The sequence below is a fragment of the Nitrospira sp. genome (assembly GCA_030653545.1).
Taxonomy (GTDB): Bacteria; Nitrospirota; Nitrospiria; order Nitrospirales; family Nitrospiraceae; genus Nitrospira_D.
The window spans coordinates 66,585-92,368 of record JAURZE010000023.1; the positions used below are offsets into that span (position 1 = coordinate 66,585).

Here is a 25,784-nt window from a genome sequence, read left to right on the forward strand (position 1 = left end):
ATACACCGACTACGCTTTAGAGGATTGCCCCTCTGTCGTGGCGGCAGACTCGGCATGCTCCGCCTTATCTGCTTCTTCTTCGGCAGGTTGCTCTTCTTCCGGCACATCGAACCATTGCACCAGCATCTCATCCCACCAGCCCTCGGTCACCTCGTCGCCGGGATCGGTGCCCAGGAACGCGACGTCCTCTTTCTTCACATCGGGACCGACGAGCTGAGGCTGGAACTTCGCGCGATCGATCACTTCTTTCGTCGCATATCCGCCGATGATCCAGGCATCCGGATCAGCACGGCGCGACTTGTACGCCTTGAGTCCGATTTTTAAATACATGAACAGCTGTTGTTGGATCGGATCGGCGACGCCGGACTGAGGCAAGCTCAAAATCTTCTCGATCTTCTTCCGCCAATGCCGATCGTCATAGCGTGACGTGATCAGCTGCAACATTTGCTTTCCCAATTCAGCATCAAGCGCCATCTGTTGTCCCTTCACACAAACCGTCGTTATCTTGTCTGCGCTGTCTTCTGACTTACCGACCGTACATGGCCGTGAATGAGGCTTTTGCCAGGGCATTTTGCTTCAGATAATAGCCGACCATCGCCCCCGAAGCCTCCAGCTTGAGCGGAAGCTGATCCACTTTCAACGCGTAGAGCGTGAAGATATAGCGATGCGGCTTATCGCCCTGTGGCGGGCACGGACCGCCATACCCGGGCTGGCCGAAATCCGTCATGCTTTGAATGCTGCCCTGAGGTGCCGACGAGCTGTCCAACTTGCCTGCCCCTGCCGGCAGCGAGGTCACCGTGGGGGCCATGTTGAAAATGACCCAATGCCACCAGCCGCTGCCGGTCGGTGCGTCAGGATCGTACACGGTCAACGCAAAGCTCTTGGTGTCCTTCGGGGCATGCTCCCACTGCAGAAGCGGGGAGACATTCTGCCCCGTGCAGCCAAACCCGTTGAACACATGGTCATTGCCGATCGTACTGTGATCCTTGATCGTCGGACTCGTCAGGGTAAACTCCGCGGCAACGGTCACACCGGGAAAAGTCAGTGCAGCCAGAATCATCAGACTCCAGACCAGAGATCGCATGGCCTGTCCCCTCCTCATCATCCTAATTCCCCGCCACCATCAACTCGCCCAACTTCAGGCTCGGGCTTGCAATCCGGCTACGAAACACCAGGTCGCTTCCGACCGTTTCAATGTCGGTGAACATCTGTTTCAAATTGCCGGCGATCGTAATCTCTTCGACGGGATACGCGAGCTCTCCGTTCTCGATCCAAAATCCGCAGGCCCCGCGGGAATAGTCCCCGGTCACCATGTTGATCCCGAATCCGATCAGCTCAGTCACGTACAGCCCCTCCTTAACCGACCCGATCATCTCCTGCAGTGTCTTCGTACCGGGAACCAGATAGAAATTCGTCGGTCCGACCGATGGACTCTCCCCCACACTCCGCGAGGCATTCCCGGTCGACGGCAGGCCCAACTTTTTGCCGGAATAGGAATCAAGCAGATAACTCTTCAGAACCCCCCGTTCGACGATCGTGTTCTTGCGTGTGGCCAACCCTTCGCCGTCAAATGGGCGGGAGCCCAACCCGCCTGCCATACGGCCGTCATCGTAGATCGTCAGATGCTCCGACGCGATCCGATTGCCGAGTTGATCGAGGAGGAATGAGGCTCGTTTGTAGAGCGAATAACCTGAAATTGCGCTACAAAGATTACCGAGGAGGCTTCCGGCGGCATCCTGATCGAAAATCACCGGCACCCGCTTCGTGGACACCTTGCGACCGCCAAGGCGGCGTAACGTCCGTCGCGCGGCTTCCTGGCCGATCGACTCGGGGGATGCCATCAGGCTGAACTTGCGCTGCACTTCATACCATGCATCCCGTTGCATTCCGCCGGTTGCGGCATCCGTGGCGATGGGAGAGACCGAAATAGAAAAGCTCGAGCTGCGGTACTCACCGACAAATCCATGGCTGTTGGCCAATACGACTCGGCCGGACGACGAGTCAAACTCGCCCCCCTCCGAATTCGTCATGCGCGGGTCCGCCGACAATGCCGCAGACTCCGCCCGCTTCGCCAAATCGATCTGCTGATCGGTCCCAAGCTTGGTGCTGTCATAGAGGTCCAGATCCGGCCAGTCGGTCGCCATCTGCGATTCCTCTGGCAACCCCGACACCTCATCCGGCACCACCGCCTTTGCCAGCGTGCAGGTCTCATCGACCAGGCGATGCAGTGAGTCGATCGAAAAATCCGAGGTCGAGGTCGTTGCGGACCGCTTCCCGACAAACACCCGCAACCCCAACCGCTTCTCGCGAGCCTTGCTCAAGCGATCCACCACGCCGACACGCACCTGGACGGAAAATGTTTCTCCGTCGGCAACCACGATATCGGCCTCCGTCGCGCCGCACTGTTTGGCCCGGGCGAGCACATCCGCGGCCAATTGCGCATACCCGTTGGGCTGTTGCGGCAAGGTATTCATATTATCGCTGCGTCCCGCCGACGGTGATTTCATCAATCTTTAAGGTCGGCAATCCCACTCCGACCGGCACGGACTGGCCGTCCTTGCCACAGGTACCGATTCCGTTATCCAGCTTCAGATCATGTCCCACCATCGAAACCTTCGTCAGAATCTCCGGACCGTTTCCGATCAATGTCGCTCCCTTGACCGGCTTCGTAATTTTTCCGTCCTCAATCAAATAGGCTTCACTCGCTGAGAACACAAACTTCCCGCTGGTGATATCCACCTGTCCCCCGCCGAAAGACACAGCGTACAGCCCGCGCTTGACCGACTTCAGGATATCGGCCGGATCTGATTCGCCGGCCAGCATAAACGTATTCGTCATGCGAGGAAGCACAATGCTTTGGTAGCTTTCTCGCCGGCCGTTGCCGGTCAACGGAATGCCCATCAGCCGCGCGTTGAGCTTATCCGTGATGTACCCGCGAAGAATCCCCTTCTCGATCAACACCGTCCGACCGGTGGGAGTGCCCTCGTCATCCATATTGAGCGAGCCGCGGCGAAATGGGAGCGTGCCATCATCCACAATGGTACAGACGTCGGAGGCCACGCGCTTCCCGATCAAGTTGGAAAAAGCCGAGGTCTTCTTCCGATTGAAGTCCGATTCGAGTCCATGGCCGATCGCCTCGTGCAGCAGAATGCCAGGCCATCCTCCTCCAAGCACCACCGGCATGACCCCCGCCGGCGCATCCACCGCAGAGAGATTCAAAATCGCTTCGCGAGCCGCTTCCCGGGCATATCCCAAATACCGACTTTCCTCCTGATAGAACTCAAATCCGACCCGCCCGCCTCCGCCGAAGGATCCCACCTGCCGGTTGCCGTTTTCTTCGGCAATACATGTGACTTGAAGTCGGGACAACGGCTGGACATCTCCGATCAACGTGCCATCGGATGTCGCCACGGCCACCACTTTATATTCCGTATTAAAGGAGGCCAGTACATTTTTGATCCGTGGGTCGTAACGCCGCGCCTCGGCATCGATCGCATTGAGCAGGGCCACTCGATCCGCAGTCGCCACCTCGGCGTTCGCCCGTTCGACGGGATAGAGATCCCGCGTCGGCCGTCGCTGTGTCGGCACTGGCAGGCTGCGATCACCTTTGGGAGAATTGGCAATATAGCGAGCGGTATCGGCAGCGACTTCCAAGTCTTTCTTCGTCAACTCATCTGAGTAGGCAAATCCGGTTTTTTCTCCGGCTGTCGCCCGCACCCCGACTCCCTGGGAAATACTTTTCGACGCCCGTTTGACGATGCCCTCTTCCATAGAGACGGATTCCGACACCCGCGACTCGAAGTAGAGATCGGCATAGTCCACGTCCCGGACATTGAGCCGGTCAAGGGCCTGGAATACTTCCAAGTCCGTCATGCCGAATTTTGCGAGCTGCCCGGAATCAGCCATCAATCACGCCCCTTTGTGTCTGTATGGGAACAAGCGCGGAGTATAGCCCATTCATTTCCGCAGCCGCAATGCAACGCATCTTAACTATTGACAGACCAAGGGCTTTTACTAAATAGCGTTTGACATTGCCTACCCTCGTCAGTAGACTTTGGCCACCTGCCATTGAGTCTCCACGGAAAGGACATCGATTCGTTTCCCATGTCACAAACACCGTCTTCATCCAACCTCGAAAGCCTTTCCGAGCAGGAATTGACGAGCAAATTAGAGCTGGAGCTCCTGCCCAAACACGTCGCCGTCATTATGGATGGCAACGGACGATGGGCCGAGTTTCGCAGTCTGCCCCGCATTGCCGGTCATCGGGAAGGGATCAATTCCGTCCGCGAGATGATCACGCTGTCTCTCGAACTGGGCATTCAACACCTGACCATTTACGCATTCTCACAGGAGAATTGGAATCGACCGACACAAGAGATTTCCGCGCTGATGGGCCTCCTAGAGCATTACCTGTCCACCGAGCGAGCCAGCCTCATTGAGCAAGGCGTTCGCTTCCGCGCAATCGGACGACTCGATGCGCTTCCAGAGAGCGCCCGGCGGTGGGTCCGGACAACCGAACAGGAAACCGCGCATCTGAGCAAGCTGCATCTGACTGTGGCGCTCAGTTACGGCGGACGAACCGAGATCGTCGACGCCGTTCGCAGCATCGTGAAGGATGCTCAGGCTGGATCGCTTCGGCCTGACCAGATTGACGAAACGCTGCTATCCCACTATCTCTACACCCACCCGCTTCCTGACCCCGACCTGTTGATTCGCACCAGCGGCGAGACCCGCATCAGCAACTTCCTCCTCTGGCAACTGGCCTATACCGAGCTCTACTTTACCTCAACACCCTGGCCTGATTTTCGGCGACGTGAGTTTCTGCTTGCGTTGATCGAATATCAACGACGCGAGCGCCGTTTCGGCCGAGTCTTGAGCACCGTGTCCTCCTAACCGCACGTGGATAATCTCAGCCCAGTAGATGTGCATGGCAACCGGGGAACAGGACCGACTGCGCCAGCCTCCACGCCAGCTCGCCGCTTCGATGCCCGGCGTGTCTACACCGCACTGATCGGCATTCCGATCGTCTATGCCATCATTCGCTATTTGCCGCCATGGGGTTTGACCCTGTTAGTGGTCATAGGCGGAGCTATCGCTCTACTTGAGCTCACGCGCATGGGCTTCGGTGATCGTCGCAATCCGGCGCTGACCGGACTCGCGCTTGGACTCACGGCGCTCTTGATCGTTCGTCTCCACTGGGCGTTTTCGATAGAGGCCATCCTGCTATCGGGTCTCGCCGGCGCGCTGCTGGCGATGCTCTGGTCCTCAAATGTCATCACGTCCCGTTTCCACGATACAGCCGTCGCCCTATTCGGCCCCCTCTATATCGGACTCACACTCAGCACGCTTGTTTCAACACGCACCCTGCCATCCGGCGAATGGCTGATTGTGTTTATTGCCCTGGTGACCTGGGCCAGCGACATCGGCGCCTACTATGCAGGCACTCTTTGGGGACGCCATCCCCTGGCCCCGTCGATCAGCCCCAAGAAATCCATTGAAGGCCTGGCGGGTGGATTAGCCCTGGCCATGGCAGTCGCCCTCCTGACACAAATCTGGCTGGTCCCGCAGTTGACCATGGTTCACGCCATGATGCTGGGCCTGCTGATGACCGGTACGGGCCTCGTAGGGGACCTCTGCGAATCGGCACTGAAACGCGCGGTGGGAGTGAAGGACTCCGGCGGCATTCTCCCAGGTCACGGCGGCATGCTCGACCGTTTAGATAGTCTCTTGTTCACCGCCCCCACCTTCTACTACTATGTGACATTAGTCTGCGGCCTTTCGCCGCTCCCTTAGCAGGAGACGTTATGAAGACCATCATCATCCTGGGCTCCACCGGTTCGATCGGCACGAACACCCTCGATATTGTTCAACGATTCCCCGATGAGTTTCGCGTCGCAGGTCTCACCGCCGGCAACAATATCGACAAGCTGGAAGAACAGATTCGCACGTTCACCCCGCGAGTAGTGGCCGTGTCACACGAAGCCGCCGCAGCGACGTTACGGCAGCGCTGCGCGGGTCTGCCTGTCGAGATTCTGTCCGGCGAAGCAGGCATCGCTCAGGTCGCCTCCCTGCCGGAGGCCGAACTGGTGATCTCCGCCATTGTCGGAGCCGCCGGACTGGTGCCCACCCTCACCGCGATCCGCTCAGGAAAACATATCGCCTTGGCCAATAAGGAACCGATGGTCATGGCGGGCAAGCTGATGCAGGAGGAAGCCCACACACATGGCGTCAGGATCTTCCCGGTCGACAGCGAACACAGTGCGATCTTTCAGTCACTGGAAGGCCATCGCCTTGAAGACGTCCGTCGATTGATTCTCACGGCGTCCGGCGGAGCGCTCTGGACCGTGGCGAAAGAGGAGTTGCAACAGGTCACACCCGAGCGAGCGCTCAAGCACCCCAATTGGAAAATGGGCTCGAAGATTACCATCGACTCCGCCACACTGATGAATAAGGGCCTCGAAGTCGTCGAAGCCCGCTGGCTGTTCGACATCCCAGAGTCCCGTATCGAAGTGATGGTGCATCGGGAAAGCATTATTCATTCGCTGGTCGAGTATGAAGACCGCTCCATGATCGCCCAATTGGGATTGCCGGACATGCGAACGCCGATCTCTTATGCGATGCGATACCCCGAACGGCTGCCGCTCGATCTGCCTTCGCTCGATTTGACGGAGATCGGCACGCTCAGTTTCTGCAAGCCGGACCATGACCGGTTTCCCTGCCTCAACCTGGGCTACGAGTCCCTCCGGACGGGGGGAACCATGCCGGCTACGATGAACGCAGCGAATGAGATTGCCGTCGAAGCCTTTTTGAACGGGGGCATCCGATTTACCGAGATCGCTGAAGTCATCCGCAAGACGATGGACGCCCATACGCCCAAATCCGTGTCCTCCCTGGAGGACGCTCTGGAGGCTGATCAGTGGGCCAGAGAAAAAGCGGAATCCCTGGTCCATGCCCTCCCCCGTTGAAACATCGTTTTGAAAATCGGGCAATGAGTGTTAAGTTGATCTTGGCGTTACACATTCACCTCTAGATATTGAGTACACCCATGATGTTCGCATTCACCTGGTCTCCCGATACCCTCTGGATCCTGATGCAAAAAGCCTGGTGGTTCCTGGTCGTACTCGGCATCCTCGTCGCATTCCACGAGCTCGGACACTTCTTGGCGGCCCGCTGGGTGGGCGTGAAAGTCCTCAAATTCTCTCTCGGGTTCGGCCCGAAGATTTTCGGGCGCCAGGTCGGCGAAACCGAATACCTCCTCTCGGCTATTCCCTTGGGTGGATACGTCAAATTGTTCGGCGAAGACGAAACGGAAGCGGCCACCCCGGAAGACCAGCGGCGATCATTCGCCCATCAGGGGCTATGGGGGAAAGTGTTGATCGTGGCAGCCGGCCCCGGTTTTAACTTCATTCTGGCCTATCTCATTTTTGCCGGATGGCTCTCGACGGGAGCGCCCTTATTCGTTCCGACCTTCCGCGATCTCAGCCCGGACATTGAGGCGCTGGTGCCTGGCTCGCCTGCATCCGCAGCCGGCATGGAGATCGGCGACCATATTACCAAGGTGAACGGGAAAGAAATTTCCACGAGAACGGAATTATTGGATGCGGTGGCTCACAGCAAAGGGGAAGCCCTTTCGCTGGAAATTAAGCGCGGGGCACAAGTAAAACCGCTTTCCGTCATCCCGGTTCCCCTGCAAGGTCAGCCGGCTCAGGCTGACGAGCCGATGTATACGATCGGGGTTGAGGAGACTCCTCCGCTGGTTACCTCTGTCATGCACGGGTTACCGGCTGCCGTGGCAGGATTCCAGGCGGGAGATCGGGTCATCGGCATCGACGGCCAAACCATCTATACCTGGCTTCAGATGACGACGATTGTACGGGATAGCCCGAACAAATCGCTGCACGTTGATGTGCTACGTAATAGCCAACGCATCCCCCTGGTCGTCACCCCAAGCGCTGAGAAAGCAACCGTCAACGGCCAATCCGTGGAGGTAGGCAAGATCGGCATCTCAGGACCTGGCCGGTCGCTTATGCATGCGGACAATCCTCTCCAGGCCGTCTACCAAGGGCTCGATGCCACATGGGGATGGACCGAGCTTACCGCCATCGGGCTCTATAAGATGGTTGTCGGAGACATCTCGAGCAAGAACATCGGCGGCCCGTTGACGATCGCGAACATTTCAGGGGAAGCCGCCTCCCAGGGCGCCTCCAGCGTCATTTTCTTGATCGCCATTCTGAGCATCAATCTCGGCGTCCTGAATTTGCTTCCGATTCCGATTCTGGACGGAGGACACTTGCTCTTTTTCCTCATTGAAGGCATTCTGCGCAAACCGCTCGGCGACCGGCAGCGGGAAATTGCACAGCAAGCCGGGCTGGTCTTATTGGTTGGCGTGATGATCTTCGCCTTTTGGAATGACCTCGAACGAATCTTCCTCCGTTAACACCCTATGAAAACATCGCAACTCCTGATCCCCACGTTACGGGAAGCCCCCGGTGAGGCTGAAACAGTCAGTCACCGGCTCATGCTGCGCGCCGGCTTGATTCGAAAAGTCGCGTCCGGCATCTATACCTACCTCCCCCTCGGCCTGCGCGTCATCCGCAAGGTGGAACAGATTATTCGTGATGAAATGAATCGCGCCGGGGCGCAGGAACTTCTGATGCCCATGGCCTCGCCGGCAGAACTCTGGAAAGAAACCGGCCGGTGGGACTTCTACGGGAAAGAGCTGTTGCGTTTCAAAGACCGGCACGAACGGGATTTCTGTCTGGGCCCCACACATGAAGAAATCATCACCGATCTGTTTCGGCGGGAAGTAAAGTCCTACCGGCAGCTCCCGCTGAATTTCTACCAAATCCAGACCAAGTTTCGCGACGAGATCCGCCCGCGCTTCGGCCTGATGCGGGGCCGCGAGTTCTTGATGAAAGACGCCTACAGTTTCGACCGTGATGAGGCCGGAGCACGCGAAAACTATCAAAAGATGTATGACGCCTACCACCGGATCTTTACCCGATGCGGCCTCACATTTAGAGCCGTCGAGGCAGACACCGGGCTCATCGGAGGGAATTCCTCTCATGAGTTCATGGTCCTTGCAGAGACCGGCGAAGAGACGGTGGTCTATAGCGACAGCGGCACCTTCGCTGCCAATATCGAACGCGCCGACGTCTTGCCTCCGGAGAGCGTGGACAGCACAGCCCCCCTTCCTCTCCGATCTGTCTCCACGCCGAATTGCCGCAGTATCGAAGAAGTGGCTGCATTTCTGAACATTCCGGCACACCGGCTTGTCAAAACGCTCTTGTACTCGACCGGGAAAGAGACCGTAGCCGTACTGGTCCGCGGCGACCATGCCGTCAACGAGATCAAGCTCAAGAAAGGGCTAGGAGTGCCTGAAATCGAACTCGCAGGACCGGCAACAGTCGAAAAAGCCACCGGGGCACCGGTCGGATTTGCCGGGCCCGTCGGCCTCAAGGGAATCAGAATATTTGCAGATCAGGCCATCCCCGCCCTCAAGAACGTGGTGGTCGGGGGTAATCAGCTCGACACCCACTATGTTGACGCGAATTGGAGCCGCGACTTTACGGCCGATCAGGTCCTCGATCTTCGGAACGCCCAGGCCGGCGATCCCTCACCGAAGAAAGACGGCACCCTCAAAGCCACCAAAGGGATTGAGGTCGGCCATGTCTTCATGCTCGGCACTAAATATAGCCAGACGATGAACGCGACTTTTCTGGACGAGCAAGGGAAAGAATGCCTCGCCGTCATGGGTTGCTATGGGATCGGTGTCGGACGGTCCGCGGCAGCCTCGATTGAGCAGAACCACGACGAACGCGGAATTATCTGGCCCTACCCGATTGCTCCGTTCCATATCCACTTGATCCCCGTCAGCCAATCGGACAAGACGAATGAGATGACCATTCGTCTCTATGCCGAACTACAGGCAGCGGGATTCGAAGTCCTCTGGGATGATCGTGACGATCGGGCCGGAGTCAAATTCAATGATGCCGACCTCATTGGCGCCCCCTTTCAAGTCGTCGTCGGAGACAAAGGCCTCGCGGAAGGCGTCGTCGAGGTAAAAGTCCGGCGCACCGGCATCAAGACGCGCGTCACGCCCGCTGAGCTTGTCCAGCATCTCCAGAGCGCTGTCCCTCACATCGATGCTGCCCCAGGCCCTCACTGATTCATACTTCGTCGACAGCGGGCCTGATTCGCACCTAACAAACTTGCCTTTTCCTTGCCTTCTCATTTGATTGGGCTACACTCACTCTTTAGAGAGACCGCCGCGTCATATCCGGCACTCGCAGCCATCAGATCGCTGCCACGCCTCGATTACATCGGATCACGAGCTGAGCGAAGAGGGAATCAGGAATGCAGGCCAAGCCGATGCCCAACAATCTCCAGGAGCTGCAACAAAAAGGCGAGTTCGCGGAACACGTCAAGAAGATCACCGCTCAAATTAACGCGGCCAGCGATCTCGACCAAATTCTTCTCGACCTGCATAAAGACATCCTGGGCCTGTTCGACGCCGAAGACCTAACCCTCTTTGCATTCGACTCAGAGAAGAAAGAAATCTTTTCCAAAGCCCTCCAAGTCGATGGCGTCCAAGAAGTCCGCATTCCCATCTCCGAACAAAGCCTTGCTGGTTTTTGCGCAAAATATCTCCGCCCGGTCAATATCGCCGATGCCTATAATATGGCCGAGCTCCAAGGCATCCACCCAGCCCTCCTTCATGACACATCTTACGACAAGAACACCGGGTTCAAGACCAAACAGGTGTTGACCTACCCGATTGTCGCCGACAACAAATACCTCATGGGCGTCCTCCAGCTGCTGAATAAAAAAAGCGGCAGCCGCTTTACCAGAAAGGATGAAGAGTTGGTCGCCGAGATCGCCAAGGCCCTCGGCATTGCCTTTTTCAACCTACGGAAGTCCACGAAGAAAAATCCCACAAAATTCGACCACCTCATCGGCAGCGGAAAGATTACGCAGAACGACCTGGAAAACGTCCTCGCTGAAGCGCGCAAAGGCACCAGCGATCTCGAAAGCATCCTGATCGAAAAATATAAAGTGCCGAAACTCGACATCGGCAAATCGTTCGCTCAATTCTACAAGTGCCCGTATATCGAGTTCAGCGAACGCACCCTGGTCGACATCGAACTCCTCAAGAATCTGAACGTCGACTACCTGAGAAAAAATCATTGGATGCCGCTGAAACGTGATCGCACGGCCATCGAGATTCTGACTGATGACCCCGGCGATCTCGACCGAGTTCAAGACATTAAGCGAACATTCCCCGGCTTAAACATCCGCTTCGCGGTCAGCTTACGGCGGGACATCGCACAGTTCCTGGCTTCCGCTACCGGCCAAAGCGATGCAGGAGGAAGCGGCGGAGGCCGAAAACTCGACGAAAACGTCTCAGACATTCTCGGCGAGCTCGTCACGGAAGCTCAAGCCGAAGCCATGGAAGATGCGTCTGCCGGGGGTGGCCTTGATGAAAACGACAGCGCCATCGTTCGTCTTGCCAACCAGATCATCGCTGACGCCTTCAGACAGAACGCCTCGGATATTCACATCGAGCCCTACGGGGAAAAACGCGAGACACTCGTCCGGTTCCGTGTCGACGGCGATTGCTTCGAATACATGAAAATCCCCCAGAGCTACCGGCGCGCCATCGTGTCCCGCTTGAAAATCATGGCCAGCTTGGACATCGCCGAACGGCGCAAGCCGCAGGACGGAAAAATTAAGTTCAAGCTCAGCGAGACCAAAGAAATTGAGCTCCGCGTCGCCACCATTCCGACATCCGGGTATAACGAAGATGTCGTCATGCGTATCTTGGCTGCCAGTGAACCCTTGCCGCTCGACAAGATGGGGTTCTCGGACCGCAATCTCAAAGGCATTAAAGATATTTCTGAAAAACCCTACGGAATCATCCTCTGCGTCGGACCGACCGGATCAGGAAAAACCACCACGCTCCATTCCGTGCTGGGGAATATCAATACTCCGGACATTAAGATCTGGACCGCCGAAGACCCCGTCGAAATTACCCAATATGGCCTGCGGCAAGTTCAAGTTCAGCCCAAGATTGGCTTTACTTTTGCCAATGCGATGCGGGCCTTCCTCCGCGCCGACCCCGATGTGATCATGGTCGGAGAAATGCGCGATAAAGAGACCGCCGATACCGGCATCGAAGCCTCGCTCACCGGACACTTGGTGCTCAGCACCTTGCACACCAACAGCGCCGTAGAAACGGTAACCCGTCTCCTGGACATGGGCTGCGACCCCTTCAGCTTTGCCGATGCCATGCTCGGTGTGCTCGCCCAGCGGTTGGCTCGGCGCATCTGCAAAGATTGCAAAGAACAGTATGTGGGTTCGCCCGAAGAATACGAAGAGCTTCGGCAGGGCTATGGCGCCGATCGCTGGGACAAACTGGGCATTAAGCAGGACAACACGTTCCGTCTTTCTCGCGGGAAAGGGTGCGAGGTCTGTAATCGCACGGGCTATAAAGGACGCGTGGCACTCCACGAACTCCTGCTTGGATCGGACAACATTAAGCGGATGGTCCAGCAGAAAGCCCGCACCGAGGACATGCTGCACTGTGCAATGGATGAAGGCATGACGACCCTCGTCCAGGACGGCATCCAAAAAGTATTGCTTGGTCAAACGTCCTACAAAGAAGTCAAAGCCGTCGCCATCAAATAGGACGACCGCCTCCTCATGCGGAGCCGCTTGCGCAGGCAAGCGGCTCCGCAACCCCCTCCCCCACTTTCTGCCTTCGATGAAATCAGGTACACTAGCGCCATGAATCTTCCTGCATCGACATTGAGGCTGCTCGTTTTCCCCATGCTTCTCTCCGCCTCAGGCTGTGAGACCGCCGATCACGTCCTGACAAGTGCCGAAAAGGTGCTCGGTAGCCAAACGGGAAGAACCGTCGTCAGCATTGCCGGAGGCAAAGACCCCAAACAAGTCCTCAAGGAACACACCGACGCCTATCAGCGCGACCCTGAATCCGTCCTGCGCGATATACGAACCTTGCAGCGCGACTTCGAGACCATCATGGCCGCTTTGACCGGTCGGGTCCGCCAAACATGGGGGGAGAAAGAAATAAAGGTTCCGGAGCAGAAGAAATACGTCAAGTACACCCAGAACTATATGAGCCGAGCAGTCGTCGATTTTGATAGCGGGACAATCGTGATTGAAACTCTGGACGACAAGGCTCCCAAAGACAGCCTGAAGAATGCCCTCGTCACCACACTCCTGACCCCCGATGATCCTCGATCCGTCGATCTCTTTTCCGACAAGGCTGTCACGCTCACCAGCGACAAGCCGCCTTACCTCCTAGGCCTGGTTGTGGACCAAGAGGGGCGAGCGATCAAGACTCCGGCGCAAGCAGAAGCCTTTGCGACGTTTACGGTCGAAAACCACGCAAAGCCGCGATCGATTGATCAGAACGGCGTAGCCAAACAGGCCCTCCTCGCAGAAATTAAGATGGTCGCCAACTTCTCGAACAGGCAGGCTGAAAAATACCGCAGCACGGTCATCCGGTATGCCGAACAGTTCAAGGTCAGTCCCAGCTTGATCTTTGCGGTGATTCGCACAGAAAGCAATTTCAACCCCTTCGCCGTCAGCTCCGCACCGGCCTTTGGGCTCATGCAGCTCGTGCCCAGCAGCGGGGGACGCGATGCCTACAAGAAAGCCAAGGGCAAAGACTCCATTCCCTCTCGAGACTACCTCTTCGACCCCGAGAACAATATCGAGCTGGGCAGTGCCTATCTCAATGTCCTATCCTATAACCTGCTGGAGCGCATCGAGAACCAGGTGGCCAGAGAATATTGCGTGATTTCAGCTTATAACACCGGTCCGCGCAACGTGTTCAAATCATTTGCTCAGGATCAAACCGCTGCCATCAACCAAATCAATTCGCTTCAACCTCCGGCCGTCTATGACCGGCTACGAGCAAATCTGCCCTATCAAGAAACCCGCGACTATCTCGCCAAAGTCGTCGGTTTTCGCAAGCAATTTATTGCCGTATCCGGAGAAGGCGCCAAGTAAGCAGCGCCTGTCCACACCCCTGCAAGCTCGGAGGGGCCCCCACTCTCCGTACGAATGTTACGGGTGACAATCCAAATCTAGCGAGGCTGCCGTTCAGATGTGCTTACACCTGGGGACAGTGACGAAGCAGATGCTCCACGGCTAACACACTTGTCCAACCGTGTCGCTGCGACTGGTGAGAGTAAAGAGAACTCGACCCCGAAGACGGAATCCTTCACCCACCGAACCGTCGCCCGATCGATAAAGGTTGATACCCGCTGATGCGGCAATCGTAAACTGATCGCAATTTCATCACCCGGAGCCAGCACTGCCTCACTCAACATTCTGGCACCCGCAATTGAGAGATCGCACACCACCCCAAGACCGCCACGATTGACCGTCGCCCATTTCTTCAGTCCGACCAAGGCATAGGAGCAGGGAAATGGAGCTAAAACTCGAAGACGTGGGTTGCGCCGCCGTGAGGAAATCTCATGTGTCGTCATCTGGGAATTCGACAAGGCCAACCTCGCTTATCTGATCCCTCTTGAGAACACCGTCATATATCGTCGCAGTCGCCCGTGGGAGGTACTCGACAACCGCTGAAAGGCCAGTCCGTATATCTGATCTTTCGCCCAGCGAACCGTTGCCACAGCAATTTCTGCAGGAGCCGCTTGCCGCGGCAATCGAACCAGCAACGATACCTGATCGCCCGGCTTGATCGGGGCTTCCGTACTGACCCGCATCCCCCGCAATGAAAGGTCGTACACGACACCCGGACCATGAACAGACTTTCCAAACCAGCGATGCTCATCACGCCAGGCAAGTTCACAGGCAATGGGGGTGGGAATACGCACACGAGGGTGCCGACGAAACTTGTTCAGCAACGAAGGGCGTGATGTGCTCGTCGGCATAATTGAAACCTCTCAACTGACTGTATCTCACCCTTTTCTCCCCTCAAATACTTTTTTTGAATCTCACCATCCTCCAAGATTCTGGCCTGCCCCTCACGCTGAGAATACCGCGCGACAGCAGATCTGAAGGCCACATGAACCCGGCAGAAACTTCCACCTGAGGGAACAATATGCTCTGCCCTTCGCAAGTCCATCGACAATTGCGCCAATCGGCGTGCATCTCCGACACACCGTAGTGGCACGAAAGTTGGACATGATGCCGCCCATGATCATCCAACATGCCATTCAACTATTGACCCAGGACGTTGCCCCTCTGGGTGCTCTCTCGGCTCCTCTTGTCAGCTGGTATGGCTCTGCAGGCCTGACGATATTCTTCCTTTGGCAAGTCGCCCGGCTGTATCAGCTATCGACACAGACCGCGCAACCGTTCGCGCGTGTGACACGCTGCTTAGCTAAACTGGCCCAAGAACGCTTGCACCTCGACCAGGACGGATTGATGCTCAACCCTCCAGGAGCCTTGAAAAGCAGAACGCAAGAACCGCCGCCACACTTGGACCGACGGGACGGGAAGGATTTTCAACTTATCGATACGACATTTCAGCGAGAGCCCTGGCTATCCCCAGCCTGGAAGCAATACCGGAAGACGCTCGTGACGGAACAGGTCGCCTGGTACATCGAACCCCGCATATTTAGCTCTCGTTCCGCCCAGGAACTCTTCTCGCTCGACACCATTTTTCGAGGAAAGCTGAATCTCGCCTGGTATCAACAGGTGCCGTCCCTCCTGACAGGGATCGGCCTCCTACTCACATTTATTGCGCTCCTCGTAGGCCTTAGCAAGCTACACGCCGACGGTCACGGCATTGCCGGAATTCAAGGCCTCATCAACGGACTTGCCGGAAAATTCCTGACCTCGATCGTCGGGCTTGTCTGCGCAACCGCCTTTACCCTGATAGAGAAGCCGCTCATGTTTCGCTTGTTCTCGGCCCACCAGCAGTGCACTCACTTGATTGATGATCTGTTTCCGCGAAAAACACTGGAACAGATCCTCGAAGGAATGACGGGGCCCCTTCGTCGACCCTCTTCGCTGGAACAGGGATCGAAATATGCTCCCCCCCTACCCTATCAGCCAGCAACTGACACACTTACCCACCCCTTGAAGGCAATGACGAAATCGGTGGATGCACTGACGCAAGAAATTCGCGCCCACCTACAGGCCGGGAGCGCGCCGCCAGCCACTTATCCAATCGACGCCATCGCCAAAGCTTTCGCTCCGCTTATCCAACAGCTCGCGCTCGCATTGGCGCAACTGCCGCAACGATCTGAGCCTCTACCAGCCCAGCGTTTTTCTTCACCCCAAGGGGTCGATGATCTGGTGGATGATTTGACCTCCAGAATCGCTCAGACGCCCCATCCCACAACGGGAGCGCCAGCTCGCCAGCCGCAAGGATGGCTGCAGCGACTCCGCACCTCGACACATCGACTCGCGCCTCTTTCAGGAATCACACAAAGTCGAAGTATCAAATCCCGTGATCCACGATGAGAAGTCCCCGGACTTCCTAAACCACTGAGAAGACATTCCCCATGTACCCGAATAACCCCGTCTCCCATTCGACCATTTCCCACACGACGACCAACGGGCTCATGGACTTGATGACGTCACTCGCCATTATTTTCGTCCTGCTCCTTGCAGCCTCACTCGCACCACAAGCAGCCCAGGACGCTCCGACCGACACACCAACGCCTCCCCAAACTACCGTCGCCGCCCCCGCGACGCCGCTCACGAGCAACGTTCAAACCTTGCTCTATGAGCACTTCGCGCAATTCGGACTCTCCGTGGACAACGACCCGCATGATCCACTGCTCATGAGGATCGTCATCCCCGAAGATCTGCTCAATTTCGACTCTGGGAAAAGCACCTTGACGCCGCAGGCGGATCGATTTCTCACCGACATGATGCCACGCTATGCCGTCCTCGTATGCGGGCCGCTTGAGTCCCATGTCGACTCAGTCGTGATTGAAGGACATACCGATGATCGCGGCGACGACGCGATGAACTTGAGATTGAGCCAAGAACGCTCCTTCCGCGTGATGACGAAGGGCATCGAGGTCATCGACCGCACAGAGCCAACCGTCTCACCGTGCTTCCAACGGCTGACATCGGCGAGTGGCCGAGGACGGCAAGACCTCATCGCTGATCCTGCGACCGGAGTGGATCGAGAGAAAAGCCGCCGCGTTATTTTCAAACTTCGTCTCCGGTCCGCTCCGATACCGCACACTCTTCCACATACATCCTAGTCCGTCGAGATGCCGCTTTGACTGAGTCTCCGCATCGTGGTACGGTACATCACGATCTCCGAGAGGCAGCTACATCGCTCTCCTTCACGCCGTACCCTATCAAGATGTCGGTTTGCGTGAGTGAGTTAGGTGGCTCCACACAGAATCGGCTGCGTGTCTGGGCCCCGGCCGATACCAGCCCTATCTCACTGACGAGACGACCAAGGAGGACACTATCGCACGCGCAGGAAAAACAACGATGGCGAAACGCGACCGTGAGAAGTCGCTTCAAACGAAGCGGAAAGAAAAGGAAGAAAAGCGTGCGCAGCGGAAAGGTGAAAAAGACGACCGCACGTCAATTCCTGCAGGAGAAGATCCGGATTTGGAAGGATTGCAGTGGGGGCCGCAGCCGCCCCTGTATTAGCACGGGAGCATGCGCGGGCCGTACAGACGGCCCGCGCCGCTCCTTAGGCAGGACGGACAAACCGATCGTCGCCAAGTGCCCCCCGTAACCGCTGGGTCACAAGTCGACGGAACTCTACTTTCTGTTTCAGAATCAGCGCCAAGCCCTCCGCATCCACTAACACCAGCAGATCATCCTCAACGACCAGCGTCCTCGCTTGATCCCCGAGATTGACGCGATACTGCGTGCGGCCATCGGGATTCCGGCCGGTCCCCGTGACGAGTTCGGTAAGCCCATCAATGACACCCTCCTGATTGTCCGTCCGCAACCGCACCTTGGTTCCATCAGGAATTCTGACCCACGGTGCGCTGGGCTTGACCGGGAGGCTTTGCGTCTCAGGCATGACGTTCCCTTCCAATAGTAGATTGATCAACGAGCGATCCATTCGCACACTCTCGCTCTAATTTCCTGTGGCGCCTTGAATAGGCTGCGCCGGTCTATGCGTTCCATGGCTCATCGGCCTGCGTTCGCGAAACCCTGCAGGACGCCCTTGAGCCGGCCGCGCTGGCCGCTGCGCAGGACGTCCCTGCCCGCGCGGGTCCAACGATGGCCGTGCACTCCCTGCTGCGACCGGCACGGCATGTCCCAACAACTGCTCGATCGCCCGCAACTGCAAACCATCCTCCGACGTGACGAAGCTTGTGGCTCGTCCGGTCGTTTTCATGCGAGCCGTGCGGCCGATACGATGCACATAGTCTTCCGGGCAATTCGGCAAGTCAAAATTGATGACGTGCCCGATATTCGCCACGTCAATTCCTCGTGCGGCAATATCCGTCGCCACAAGGATGCGGAACGTGCCGCGCTTAAATCCATCGAGGGCCGCGCGGCGCTGAGAGAGACTCCGGTCACCGTGGAGAACGGCCACTTTATGCCCCTCTTGCCCCAACACCCGACCTAACTTATCCGCTCGATGTTTTGTGCGTGTGAAAACCAACACTGTTTCCTGCTCTTGTCCGAGGAGCGACACCAACAAGGAAGCCTTGCTGTCGTGGGTGGTGTGATGCAACGCCTGGGTCACGCCATCGGCCGTCGTGGCTGACGGGCTTACCATGACACGCACAGCATTATGTACGCTGACCTGGACTAACCTGGTAAGGTCGGCCGGCAATGTGGCAGAGAACAACAACGTCTGCCGTTCGACCGGCAACGCATCCAGGATCTGGTTGATCTGCGGAGCAAATCCCATGTCCAACATGCGGTCAGCCTCGTCCAACACCAAAATCTTGATCGGAGCCAGGTTGATCGTGCCGTTCCACATGTGATCGAGCAATCGACCGGGAGTCGCCACCAGAATATCCGGCTGTTGCCGGAGCCCGCGAACCTGCGCCTGCATATCAGCGCCGCCCATGATCACCGTGGCGGAAATGCGACGGCCACGCCCGAGCTTATCGATCGTGGCAAGAATCTGTAACGCCAATTCTCTGGTAGGCGCCAAAATCAGCGCTTGCGGCTGCCCCTTCGGCAATGCCGCCAGTCGTTCAATCATCGGAATGGCAAACGCCGCGGTCTTGCCCGTGCCCGTCTGCGCACACCCGATCACATCTCGCCCGGCAAGCGCAGGCGGAATCGCTTGCATCTGAATCGGGGTTGGTGCCGTGTACCCGGCCTTAATAAGATCCTGCAACATCGCCTCAGACAAGCCGAGACCCTGAAAACTCTCGTGAACAAACGTATCCACTACACTATCCTTTCAGTTTGATCGCATTATGACGGGATCAGAGAACCGAGGGGAGAGAGCACCGGAACGATGCAGCTCCAAACTGGACCTGGTCGCGATGCGATCGCGAAGTCCGTTATGGTTTGAGCAGTGATTCGCCGGACTACTACGAGATCAATGTAGGCACACCATACAGCATGCCTCATCAGGCGTCAACTTCTTGCACCCAACCGGCACCGATGCGCCCGCATGCCGACCCGACACCAGCATTCGCCATCGCGGCCTATCTATGCTATCGTAGACGCATTATGAATGCGGGTTCTATCGAGAAACAGCCAATGACGACGGACATACAGGCACTGCGTCTGGCTCGCCGTTATCATGTCGGCTGGACCGTCGTCCTCTTTCTCTCCATCGTGGTGGGGGCACTCCTCGCAATCCCAACCTATGCCTACTTCTACGATTACTCCTGGTTGGATTGGACATTGTTCGGCATCCTCTACCTCATCAGCGGCCTTGGAATCACCGTAGGCTATCATCGCCTCATGTCGCACCGCAGCTTTGATTGCCCTAACTGGGTGAAAGGCGCGCTGCTTATCGCGGGCGCGTGGGCGCTTCAAAACAGTGCCATCAAATGGACGGCAGACCACCTTCGCCACCATGCCCAATGCGATCAGGAAGGCGACCCTTATAATGCGAAGCTAGGATTCTGGCATAGCCACTGCGGCTGGCTCTTCGCGGAGCGGAAGTATGATGACGTGCAGTATGCCTCCCGCGTCGCGCAAGATCCGGTGGCCATCTGGCAACATAAATACTACGCGCTCATCGTGCTGAGCGGCCTGGCGCTGACATTTGTCATCGGATTCATGGCGAACGGGCTGGTCGGCGGCATCGGATGCTTTCTGCTCGCCGGCGTAGGAAGGACCTTCGCAGTCCTGAACTCCACTTTTTGCATCAATTCCATTTGCCACATCTGGGGCCGTCAACCCCATGGAACGAAGGATTCCAGCCGCGACAGCTGGTTTGTCTCCTTGATTACGTTCGGAGAGGGATACCACAACTACCATCACATGTATCCGAGCGACTACCGCAACGGACACAATTGGTACGACTTTGACCCGTCAAAATGGCTCATTTACGTGTTGTACCTGCTCGGACTTGCCAGCGGGCTCCGAACGGCATCGGCTGCGGAGAACAGCCCGTTACGGCAACCCTAATCTCCCTCGCAGACTCGGCTTCTGTCGTCTTTCCCTCGCCACGCAATTTGACTCAGACCAGGCCGCGTGCTAAAGTGGCAATCCGTACGAGCTCCCTGTCCCGTTGCGCGCTTCACTCCCCTCACTCCCGTCTCCGCGCGATCGTTCCTGTAACCTGACCGCTCTTACGCCCCTATCTCCAGAGGGACAGTCTCGCTGTCTCCCGAGGGGGGATCACCGACACCAATCGCGGAACCAGCACCGTCGACGATGTAGGACCCTGAGAACAGTCCCGTAGCCCAGCACAAGAGGAGTACGCCATGAAAATCTCGACAGTGTGGAAAGGTCGCAAGACCGGCAAGAAGAAAAACCGCGCCGTGTTGAAACCGAAAATCCGGTGGCAACTCCTGGGACTCACCGATCCGAAGCTGACCGAGCAGTCCTCTTCCATCGAAACCATACGCCGGGAAGTGTCCTCACTGGCCAGCTCAGGATTCGGACCGGCCACACGTTCGCGGGTGACGGCGCAAGAAAGCAAATCACAGGGAAGAAATAACCGGCCGGCAGAGAGCCGACCGAGACGTCGCGGCGCGACCGAATAGCCGGCTCATCGATAGGTCGAGAGGCAGAGAATCATGATTCCGATGCAGCATCTCATGCACTGGCTGACACAGAATCCCCTTGGAGCAGCCACGCTTCTCTATATGGCAAGTGTGGCAGGAGTGCTCATCTATGCCTACTTTGAGCCGCGCGACCAGCATTAGCCTACTGAGCGTACCGTCTCAGTACTTCAAAAGAACTGCGCAGGAGGATCGTGGGAAAACGTGTCGTATACGTCGGGGGACTGACCGAAGCCGTATCGGATAACGGACTGCGCGACCTGTTTAACAAGTACGGCACGGTCGCCAGCGCCCATATTGTGCGGCATAAAAACACCGACATCTCAGCCGGCTACGGCTTCGTAGAAATGGCATCTGCCGAACAGGCATTGAAAGTTGTTGTCGCCCTTGAAGGGGCCCTCATAGACGGTCGATGCCTCCGTCTCTACGTCACACCCCACGCGCCACACACCGCCTGATGCCAAGCCGCACCACCAATAGGAGGACTTATGGGCCGAACGAATCTTGACCTCCTTATGACGTTTCCAGACGGATCACACCTGGTCATCAGCACCCAATGTTCAAGGGATGGAGAATTTTCCTGCGCGCTCTATACCGCTAAGATCGGAGAAGATGATCACGCAGACTTTCAAGTGATCTCCAACCATCTGTCAGCGCCGACCTGTCAGAGCGCCCAAGCGCACGCCTACGACTACGCCATCCGGCATTTTCCCCGCGCAGACGCGCTGAAGAAACCCCCCTATCTCATTTGGGCCGGCCCCCCCCCAGCGATTGCTCACTAATTTTCGAGTGCAGTGAATTGGAATGTAGCTGACATTAACCTAGGAGATTCGGCATGACACCAGCAGAACAGATTACGAAGATGACCACCGCCATTAAGCAAGCGATCAAGGTGATGGGAGATCGGTTCGGGTCGACTGAAACCGACGTGGCGAAGGCGATTGAAGATCTTAAGGCCTCAATGCAGCCCGACAGCACCAAGGCGACACCACAACCCTGACCTCCGTTTCATTGCCCATGATGTGCGCGGCAGCGTGAGGTGCCGCACACATCATGAGGCACTTCCGTTTCACGCTCAAGCGCGTTCGTCTCGGACCTAATGACACGGGACTAGACAACGGCTCAACGTCAAGCACTGCCGACTATTTCAAGCACTCATTCTCCAAGAGGAGACTAGGCGGCGGGCCTGAGCGTCTCACTCGTATTTTCGGATGTCAGCGAACGAGTTTTTCCGGCTGGCTTGCATGCACGCCGCTTCCTCGCGTCGCTCAGTCGTCCTAAGCTGGAGGCGATAACCCACACTAACGCAATCATTGTGACAAGTCCGATGATAAAAACCATGAAACACCTCCTTCTGCAACGTTTGAGGCAGGGAGAACATCCCCACTCCCCTCTCCCAATATCGACACTGCCTAGGCTCGCTTCCCAGCCATCTTCTCCTCGGCCCTGATCACCGAGCCTGACTCTGCATCAACAAGCGCTTCCAAGACGCCCTGGTCGACCGTCAGGATTTCGACATCCCACATGGCTGCGCCATGGTTCCTTTCAGGTACTATTCCAATCACTCTCCCTGGAAAGCTGTCCAAGGCGGTAAGGACTTGCAAGGCATTCACAGGGACTACGCGGCCGCGCAAAGGAGAAACCGCATCGTGCGCTCACATCAATTCGGCACCGGTGGTCTCACGAAGGAGCGTGGTACCCATGCCCCCAGCCCTTTTCGCCATGCAACGTCACACGGGTCTTCGCTAGGCCCAGCTCAATCAAATACAGCTGAAGCCCGTCGATCTGTGTTTGCACATCCGTCATCACGCAGCCAATCTTCTCAGGCGTAATAGTCGGTGTCGGCTGAATTCCCCGAGCCATGATTTGCGGAGCCCCTTCGCTGTTCGAGTCAGCCTGACCGGTGAAACCAGTTCCAATCATCGTTGAGTTCGCGTCCATAGCGTGATCCTCCTCTGCTGCAGTACCTTAAAAAGCGTTGAGCGGCTGAACGCGTAGCTGCGAAACCACTATTTCGACACGACGGTTCTTCTGACGCCCGGCCTCCGTATCATTGCTGGCGATAGGCTTAGTATCCGCATAGCCGGTCGATTCCGAGCGAGCTTCTGCGACACCCCCTTGCCGCAAGATGCCCAGGACATTCACCGCACGGGACTTTGACAAGGCTTGGTTATTCGGGAATTTTTTGAGGAGGGCGCCGCGGATCGCCACATTGTCCGTATGACCGTCGACCTGCACCGACTTCTCCGGAAAGTCCTTGAGCACGGTACCGATCCGCTTCAAGACATCGGCGCCAGCCATGTTCACCGTATCCTTGCCAGACTCAAAAAGCAGGCGCGACGACAAGGTAATAGCCAGGTGATCACCGAGCTGTTGCACGATGACAAGCCCTTTGACAATCTCCGGCTGCATCGAGGCCACGAGCTCCTCTTCTGCCTTCGCCAATCTCCCATCCTGAGGTTCCGGCAACGGCTGGAGTGCGGCAATCTCGTGATTCCGGTCTGACGCCGCTATCTCGACACTCGTCTCCTCACGCTGGACTCGCGCACGCTCATCGAGAGCAATCTTTCCCTGCGTCAGCTGCCCGGTCAATCGCGCAATCTCGTGAGGATTGCCAGACACCGTGTCACGCAACACACCGAGCTCTTGCTCTCGTGCAGCCAACTGCCGCTCCAGATCGCCGACTCTCCCGGATTGCAGACGGAGACTTGCATTGTGCTGTTGCTCAACCGCGAGCGCCTCGCGGAGCTCTTGCTCCAGCGCAACGATGCGGCCGGCTCGATCATCACCGACGAGAGCTGTTCCATGCGTCCCACGCTGCCGATATTCATACCCGCCGTCAGCACTGATCGGCGCGCCTGCCCACTGCCCACACCCACCAATCATCATCATGAGGCCGACCGCCATGGCCCCATAGGCCAACCGCATCTGCACATTCATCACCTGCATATCCTGCTCCTTTGCCCCGTGAACCAGCGACTTACAACCACACCGCCACTCGATGCTGTACAGGGAGACAGAGTTGTCCGACTGGCGCTCGGCCACCTGATTCGGCCTGGAACGACTAGCGGCCCAGCTCCTGAGCACTTCACTATCCAGCCCCTCCCCGCAATCGACACAGCGCCACCCGTCAAGTCCGGACATCCGTTCGTCGAGAGTCCCTTCTAAGCATGCGTCAACATCCACCATCCCATGAGATCGTTTGCAAGGCATCCCATACCTACCCACCATGACGTCACGCGACTCCGCAACCGCTTCCACCACCGCCCCACGACACCGCATCCCAAAGGCCTCGGGAGCATAGTAGTCACCATGCTCCCCTCGCCCAAGAGAGATGCCTCACTGAGCAGGCATCCGCGTGCCTTCTTTCACCGGTGGCTCGATCTTGATGTTCGGCCCCTGGACAACTGGCAATTGGCCGGCGCCCTTGTGTTCCAGCAACCTGGCATTATTGGGATCCATCGGCATTGTCCGCATATTCGAATCTCCAGACTTTGCGGCTTCCTCCAGCGAACGACCAGTCGTGAAGTTCTGCTGCCCCTTATCATTTGCAAAGTCGCCGCCGGACGGATAGCCCGGGTGCTTCGGCAGCATAGCCGGATTGGCCAGCGCCGCTGCCGTTATTCCGACACAGATCAGTCCGCTTATTCCTATCATCAAGAGTTTCATAATGACCTCCTTCACTGAACGCATCACTCCCATCCCGATTTCAGAGGATCCCGATCCATGACCGGGAACTCGCCTGTATCGAGATTACCGACAGAGCCAGACCGGCTGACCACGATATCGGAACAGCCTGACACAGCTCTCGTACCCTCATAACGCGCTGGCGTTGAAGCGGCGGAGACTGGGGAATCGGTCGCGCAGGATGGGACAGGGACGCGCAAAGGAAAGGATGGGACAGTCAGCGTAACTGGAACGTCAGCCGGTGACGGGCAAGCGTCACACAGAGCGGAGCACAAAGCCGACACTGCGGGTCGCCCTCACCGCCGAAGAGGGCCTGATATAATCCTTCGAACGTTTGACACGAGGAAGCGGCTGCCAGGTGAGAACGCCCTTCAACTTGCGTTGTGTCGTCCCCGGGTGCTGCGAGACAGCCGAATCCGACGGCTCCCAGATATCCACACGCATCCCAGAAATTTCAAAATGCTGTTGCGCATTGAAGATGTTCTCCACTTCCTGAGCGCGCGACATGTGCACGATTCCAAGGCCGAGGGAATGGCCATGTGCATCCCTTAGGACTTGCGCAAGCACCACCCTCCCAAACGGGGCGAACGCCTGCCTAAGTTCATCATCAGTACAAAAGAAGGAGAGTCCGCTGATATGAATGTTGGTCGTCATGCCTCACCCCCTGAGAAGAGGAAGGCATTGTCTTGGAGAGCTCGGAACAAACACGAAGCCTGGGCAAATCAGAGAAAGGCTTTTATACGTTCCGGCGCAAGGCAATGCAGCCTTTACCGTGAAGAAACAATACCTGAACTATTCACAGTCTATCGGCAACGCGACGCGCTAGTGTAGTGATACATAAATAGCTTTACTTATTATACCGTACGGGTATACTCCTCCCCAAGAGGAGGACTGGCCTATGCGCATTGCCCCGTCCCTGCAGCTGACTGATCCCGAACGCCAGCAACTGGCGCAGTGGGC

General features: G+C 57.1%; 27 protein-coding genes. 16 read left to right on the forward strand and 11 right to left on the reverse strand.

Annotated elements, in window-relative coordinates:
- Positions 1-9 precede the first annotated feature (9 nt).
- The 4 genes from Q7U39_09975 to tldD are packed head-to-tail and all read right to left on the reverse strand — an operon-like array spanning position 10 to position 3,906.
- Entirely contained in the window at positions 10-489 is a 480-nt protein-coding gene (locus Q7U39_09975) for a hypothetical protein (GenBank protein ID MDO9118275.1), read from the reverse strand.
- Positions 490-526: 37 nt separating this feature from the next.
- Positions 527-1,084 carry a YbhB/YbcL family Raf kinase inhibitor-like protein gene (locus tag Q7U39_09980; GenBank protein MDO9118276.1) on the reverse strand — a complete coding sequence of 186 codons (558 nt, stop codon included), beginning with the start codon at positions 1,082-1,084 and terminating at the stop codon, positions 527-529.
- Positions 1,085-1,106: 22 nt separating this feature from the next.
- On the reverse strand, positions 1,107-2,474 hold the full coding sequence (locus Q7U39_09985; protein ID MDO9118277.1) for a metallopeptidase TldD-related protein: 1,368 nt from the start codon (positions 2,472-2,474) through the stop codon (positions 1,107-1,109).
- A gap of 1 nt (position 2,475) precedes the next feature.
- On the reverse strand, positions 2,476-3,906 hold the full coding sequence (gene tldD, locus Q7U39_09990) for a metalloprotease TldD (GenBank protein MDO9118278.1): 1,431 nt from the start codon (positions 3,904-3,906) through the stop codon (positions 2,476-2,478).
- A 198-nt stretch (positions 3,907-4,104) separates the two neighbouring features.
- Here tldD and Q7U39_09995 point away from each other — a divergent pair, with 198 nt between their 5' ends.
- The 7 genes from Q7U39_09995 (at position 4,105) to Q7U39_10025 (ending at position 14,037) form a co-directional block, all read left to right on the forward strand.
- Positions 4,105-4,893, forward strand: coding sequence for an isoprenyl transferase (locus Q7U39_09995; GenBank protein ID MDO9118279.1), 789 nt, complete (start codon positions 4,105-4,107; stop codon positions 4,891-4,893).
- Between the two features lie 6 nt (positions 4,894-4,899).
- Positions 4,900-5,793 (forward strand): phosphatidate cytidylyltransferase, encoded by an 894-nt coding sequence (locus Q7U39_10000; protein MDO9118280.1) that lies wholly within the window; start codon positions 4,900-4,902, stop codon positions 5,791-5,793.
- An 11-nt stretch (positions 5,794-5,804) separates the two neighbouring features.
- Positions 5,805-6,965 (forward strand): 1-deoxy-D-xylulose-5-phosphate reductoisomerase, encoded by a 1,161-nt coding sequence (locus tag Q7U39_10005; GenBank protein MDO9118281.1) that lies wholly within the window; start codon positions 5,805-5,807, stop codon positions 6,963-6,965.
- 80 nt (positions 6,966-7,045) lie between these two features.
- The gene (gene rseP, locus Q7U39_10010) at positions 7,046-8,437 is read left to right on the forward strand and encodes an RIP metalloprotease RseP (GenBank protein ID MDO9118282.1); all 1,392 of its coding nucleotides are present in this window, start codon (positions 7,046-7,048) and stop codon (positions 8,435-8,437) included.
- A gap of 6 nt (positions 8,438-8,443) precedes the next feature.
- On the forward strand, positions 8,444-10,168 hold the full coding sequence (locus tag Q7U39_10015; protein MDO9118283.1) for a proline--tRNA ligase: 1,725 nt from the start codon (positions 8,444-8,446) through the stop codon (positions 10,166-10,168).
- Positions 10,169-10,356: 188 nt separating this feature from the next.
- Positions 10,357-12,687, forward strand: a complete 2,331-nt coding sequence (locus tag Q7U39_10020) for a GspE/PulE family protein (GenBank protein MDO9118284.1) — start codon at positions 10,357-10,359, stop codon at positions 12,685-12,687.
- 99 nt (positions 12,688-12,786) lie between these two features.
- Positions 12,787-14,037: a murein transglycosylase domain-containing protein gene (locus Q7U39_10025; protein MDO9118285.1), complete on the forward strand. Its 1,251-nt coding sequence runs from the start codon at positions 12,787-12,789 to the stop codon at positions 14,035-14,037.
- A gap of 509 nt (positions 14,038-14,546) precedes the next feature.
- On the opposite strand, the gene Q7U39_10030 is transcribed toward Q7U39_10025, so the two are convergent.
- Complete coding sequence (locus Q7U39_10030) at positions 14,547-14,927, reverse strand: PilZ domain-containing protein (GenBank protein ID MDO9118286.1); 381 nt, start codon at positions 14,925-14,927, stop codon at positions 14,547-14,549.
- A 253-nt stretch (positions 14,928-15,180) separates the two neighbouring features.
- Between Q7U39_10030 and Q7U39_10035 the strand changes: the two genes are divergently transcribed.
- The 3 genes from Q7U39_10035 to Q7U39_10045 all read left to right on the forward strand — a co-directional run bounded on the left by Q7U39_10035 (position 15,181) and on the right by Q7U39_10045 (position 17,625).
- Positions 15,181-16,467, forward strand: a complete 1,287-nt coding sequence (locus Q7U39_10035; GenBank protein ID MDO9118287.1) for a hypothetical protein — start codon at positions 15,181-15,183, stop codon at positions 16,465-16,467.
- 41 nt (positions 16,468-16,508) lie between these two features.
- On the forward strand, positions 16,509-17,222 hold the full coding sequence (locus tag Q7U39_10040) for an OmpA family protein (GenBank protein ID MDO9118288.1): 714 nt from the start codon (positions 16,509-16,511) through the stop codon (positions 17,220-17,222).
- Between the two features lie 238 nt (positions 17,223-17,460).
- On the forward strand, positions 17,461-17,625 hold the full coding sequence (locus Q7U39_10045; protein MDO9118289.1) for a hypothetical protein: 165 nt from the start codon (positions 17,461-17,463) through the stop codon (positions 17,623-17,625).
- A 43-nt stretch (positions 17,626-17,668) separates the two neighbouring features.
- Here Q7U39_10045 and Q7U39_10050 read toward each other — a convergent pair whose 3' ends face one another.
- Together Q7U39_10050 and Q7U39_10055 are read right to left on the reverse strand one after the other, a co-directional pair.
- A complete protein-coding gene (locus Q7U39_10050; GenBank protein MDO9118290.1) occupies positions 17,669-18,007 on the reverse strand; it encodes a hypothetical protein in 339 nt (112 codons plus the stop codon).
- Between the two features lie 57 nt (positions 18,008-18,064).
- On the reverse strand, positions 18,065-19,342 hold the full coding sequence (locus tag Q7U39_10055) for a DEAD/DEAH box helicase (GenBank protein MDO9118291.1): 1,278 nt from the start codon (positions 19,340-19,342) through the stop codon (positions 18,065-18,067).
- A 317-nt stretch (positions 19,343-19,659) separates the two neighbouring features.
- Here Q7U39_10055 and Q7U39_10060 point away from each other — a divergent pair, with 317 nt between their 5' ends.
- From Q7U39_10060 to Q7U39_10085, 6 genes are all read left to right on the forward strand, one after another.
- Positions 19,660-20,538 carry an acyl-CoA desaturase gene (locus tag Q7U39_10060; GenBank protein ID MDO9118292.1) on the forward strand — a complete coding sequence of 293 codons (879 nt, stop codon included), beginning with the start codon at positions 19,660-19,662 and terminating at the stop codon, positions 20,536-20,538.
- A 299-nt stretch (positions 20,539-20,837) separates the two neighbouring features.
- Positions 20,838-21,119, forward strand: a complete 282-nt coding sequence (locus Q7U39_10065) for a hypothetical protein (GenBank protein ID MDO9118293.1) — start codon at positions 20,838-20,840, stop codon at positions 21,117-21,119.
- A gap of 33 nt (positions 21,120-21,152) precedes the next feature.
- Entirely contained in the window at positions 21,153-21,281 is a 129-nt protein-coding gene (locus Q7U39_10070; GenBank protein ID MDO9118294.1) for a hypothetical protein, read from the forward strand.
- Between the two features lie 50 nt (positions 21,282-21,331).
- A complete protein-coding gene (locus Q7U39_10075) occupies positions 21,332-21,595 on the forward strand; it encodes an RNA-binding protein (GenBank protein ID MDO9118295.1) in 264 nt (87 codons plus the stop codon).
- A gap of 30 nt (positions 21,596-21,625) precedes the next feature.
- Positions 21,626-21,919 (forward strand): hypothetical protein, encoded by a 294-nt coding sequence (locus Q7U39_10080; GenBank protein ID MDO9118296.1) that lies wholly within the window; start codon positions 21,626-21,628, stop codon positions 21,917-21,919.
- Between the two features lie 53 nt (positions 21,920-21,972).
- Positions 21,973-22,137 carry a hypothetical protein gene (locus Q7U39_10085; GenBank protein ID MDO9118297.1) on the forward strand — a complete coding sequence of 55 codons (165 nt, stop codon included), beginning with the start codon at positions 21,973-21,975 and terminating at the stop codon, positions 22,135-22,137.
- 680 nt (positions 22,138-22,817) lie between these two features.
- Here Q7U39_10085 and Q7U39_10090 read toward each other — a convergent pair.
- The 4 genes from Q7U39_10090 to Q7U39_10105 form a co-directional block, all read right to left on the reverse strand.
- Positions 22,818-23,078, reverse strand: a complete 261-nt coding sequence (locus Q7U39_10090; protein MDO9118298.1) for a hypothetical protein — start codon at positions 23,076-23,078, stop codon at positions 22,818-22,820.
- Positions 23,079-23,105: 27 nt separating this feature from the next.
- The gene (locus tag Q7U39_10095; GenBank protein ID MDO9118299.1) at positions 23,106-24,086 is read right to left on the reverse strand and encodes an OmpA family protein; all 981 of its coding nucleotides are present in this window, start codon (positions 24,084-24,086) and stop codon (positions 23,106-23,108) included.
- 390 nt (positions 24,087-24,476) lie between these two features.
- Positions 24,477-24,806 (reverse strand): hypothetical protein, encoded by a 330-nt coding sequence (locus Q7U39_10100; GenBank protein MDO9118300.1) that lies wholly within the window; start codon positions 24,804-24,806, stop codon positions 24,477-24,479.
- A gap of 273 nt (positions 24,807-25,079) precedes the next feature.
- Positions 25,080-25,478 (reverse strand): RNA-binding protein, encoded by a 399-nt coding sequence (locus Q7U39_10105; protein MDO9118301.1) that lies wholly within the window; start codon positions 25,476-25,478, stop codon positions 25,080-25,082.
- Between the last annotated feature and the right edge of the window lie 306 nt (positions 25,479-25,784).

What these genes read in the sequence shown, in the direction of transcription:
- Q7U39_09980 (MDO9118276.1), bottom strand. Translation starts at nt 1,084, where the DNA reads ATGCGATCTCTGGTCTGGAGTCTGATGATTCTGGCTGCACTGACTTTT.
- Q7U39_09985 (MDO9118277.1), bottom strand. Translation starts at nt 2,474, where the DNA reads ATGAATACCTTGCCGCAACAGCCCAACGGGTATGCGCAATTGGCCGCG.
- tldD (MDO9118278.1), bottom strand. Translation starts at nt 3,906, where the DNA reads ATGGCTGATTCCGGGCAGCTCGCAAAATTCGGCATGACGGACTTGGAA.
- Q7U39_09995 (MDO9118279.1), top strand. Translation starts at nt 4,105, where the DNA reads ATGTCACAAACACCGTCTTCATCCAACCTCGAAAGCCTTTCCGAGCAG.
- Q7U39_10005 (MDO9118281.1), top strand. Translation starts at nt 5,805, where the DNA reads ATGAAGACCATCATCATCCTGGGCTCCACCGGTTCGATCGGCACGAAC.
- rseP (MDO9118282.1), top strand. Translation starts at nt 7,046, where the DNA reads ATGATGTTCGCATTCACCTGGTCTCCCGATACCCTCTGGATCCTGATG.
- Q7U39_10015 (MDO9118283.1), top strand. Translation starts at nt 8,444, where the DNA reads ATGAAAACATCGCAACTCCTGATCCCCACGTTACGGGAAGCCCCCGGT.
- Q7U39_10020 (MDO9118284.1), top strand. Translation starts at nt 10,357, where the DNA reads ATGCAGGCCAAGCCGATGCCCAACAATCTCCAGGAGCTGCAACAAAAA.
- Q7U39_10025 (MDO9118285.1), top strand. Translation starts at nt 12,787, where the DNA reads ATGAATCTTCCTGCATCGACATTGAGGCTGCTCGTTTTCCCCATGCTT.
- Q7U39_10030 (MDO9118286.1), bottom strand. Translation starts at nt 14,927, where the DNA reads ATGCCGACGAGCACATCACGCCCTTCGTTGCTGAACAAGTTTCGTCGG.
- Q7U39_10035 (MDO9118287.1), top strand. Translation starts at nt 15,181, where the DNA reads ATGATGCCGCCCATGATCATCCAACATGCCATTCAACTATTGACCCAG.
- Q7U39_10040 (MDO9118288.1), top strand. Translation starts at nt 16,509, where the DNA reads ATGTACCCGAATAACCCCGTCTCCCATTCGACCATTTCCCACACGACG.
- Q7U39_10045 (MDO9118289.1), top strand. Translation starts at nt 17,461, where the DNA reads ATGGCGAAACGCGACCGTGAGAAGTCGCTTCAAACGAAGCGGAAAGAA.
- Q7U39_10050 (MDO9118290.1), bottom strand. Translation starts at nt 18,007, where the DNA reads ATGCCTGAGACGCAAAGCCTCCCGGTCAAGCCCAGCGCACCGTGGGTC.
- Q7U39_10060 (MDO9118292.1), top strand. Translation starts at nt 19,660, where the DNA reads ATGACGACGGACATACAGGCACTGCGTCTGGCTCGCCGTTATCATGTC.
- Q7U39_10065 (MDO9118293.1), top strand. Translation starts at nt 20,838, where the DNA reads ATGAAAATCTCGACAGTGTGGAAAGGTCGCAAGACCGGCAAGAAGAAA.
- Q7U39_10070 (MDO9118294.1), top strand. Translation starts at nt 21,153, where the DNA reads ATGATTCCGATGCAGCATCTCATGCACTGGCTGACACAGAATCCCCTT.
- Q7U39_10080 (MDO9118296.1), top strand. Translation starts at nt 21,626, where the DNA reads ATGGGCCGAACGAATCTTGACCTCCTTATGACGTTTCCAGACGGATCA.
- Q7U39_10085 (MDO9118297.1), top strand. Translation starts at nt 21,973, where the DNA reads ATGACACCAGCAGAACAGATTACGAAGATGACCACCGCCATTAAGCAA.
- Q7U39_10090 (MDO9118298.1), bottom strand. Translation starts at nt 23,078, where the DNA reads ATGGACGCGAACTCAACGATGATTGGAACTGGTTTCACCGGTCAGGCT.
- Q7U39_10095 (MDO9118299.1), bottom strand. Translation starts at nt 24,086, where the DNA reads ATGCAGGTGATGAATGTGCAGATGCGGTTGGCCTATGGGGCCATGGCG.
- Q7U39_10100 (MDO9118300.1), bottom strand. Translation starts at nt 24,806, where the DNA reads ATGAAACTCTTGATGATAGGAATAAGCGGACTGATCTGTGTCGGAATA.
- Q7U39_10105 (MDO9118301.1), bottom strand. Translation starts at nt 25,478, where the DNA reads ATGACGACCAACATTCATATCAGCGGACTCTCCTTCTTTTGTACTGAT.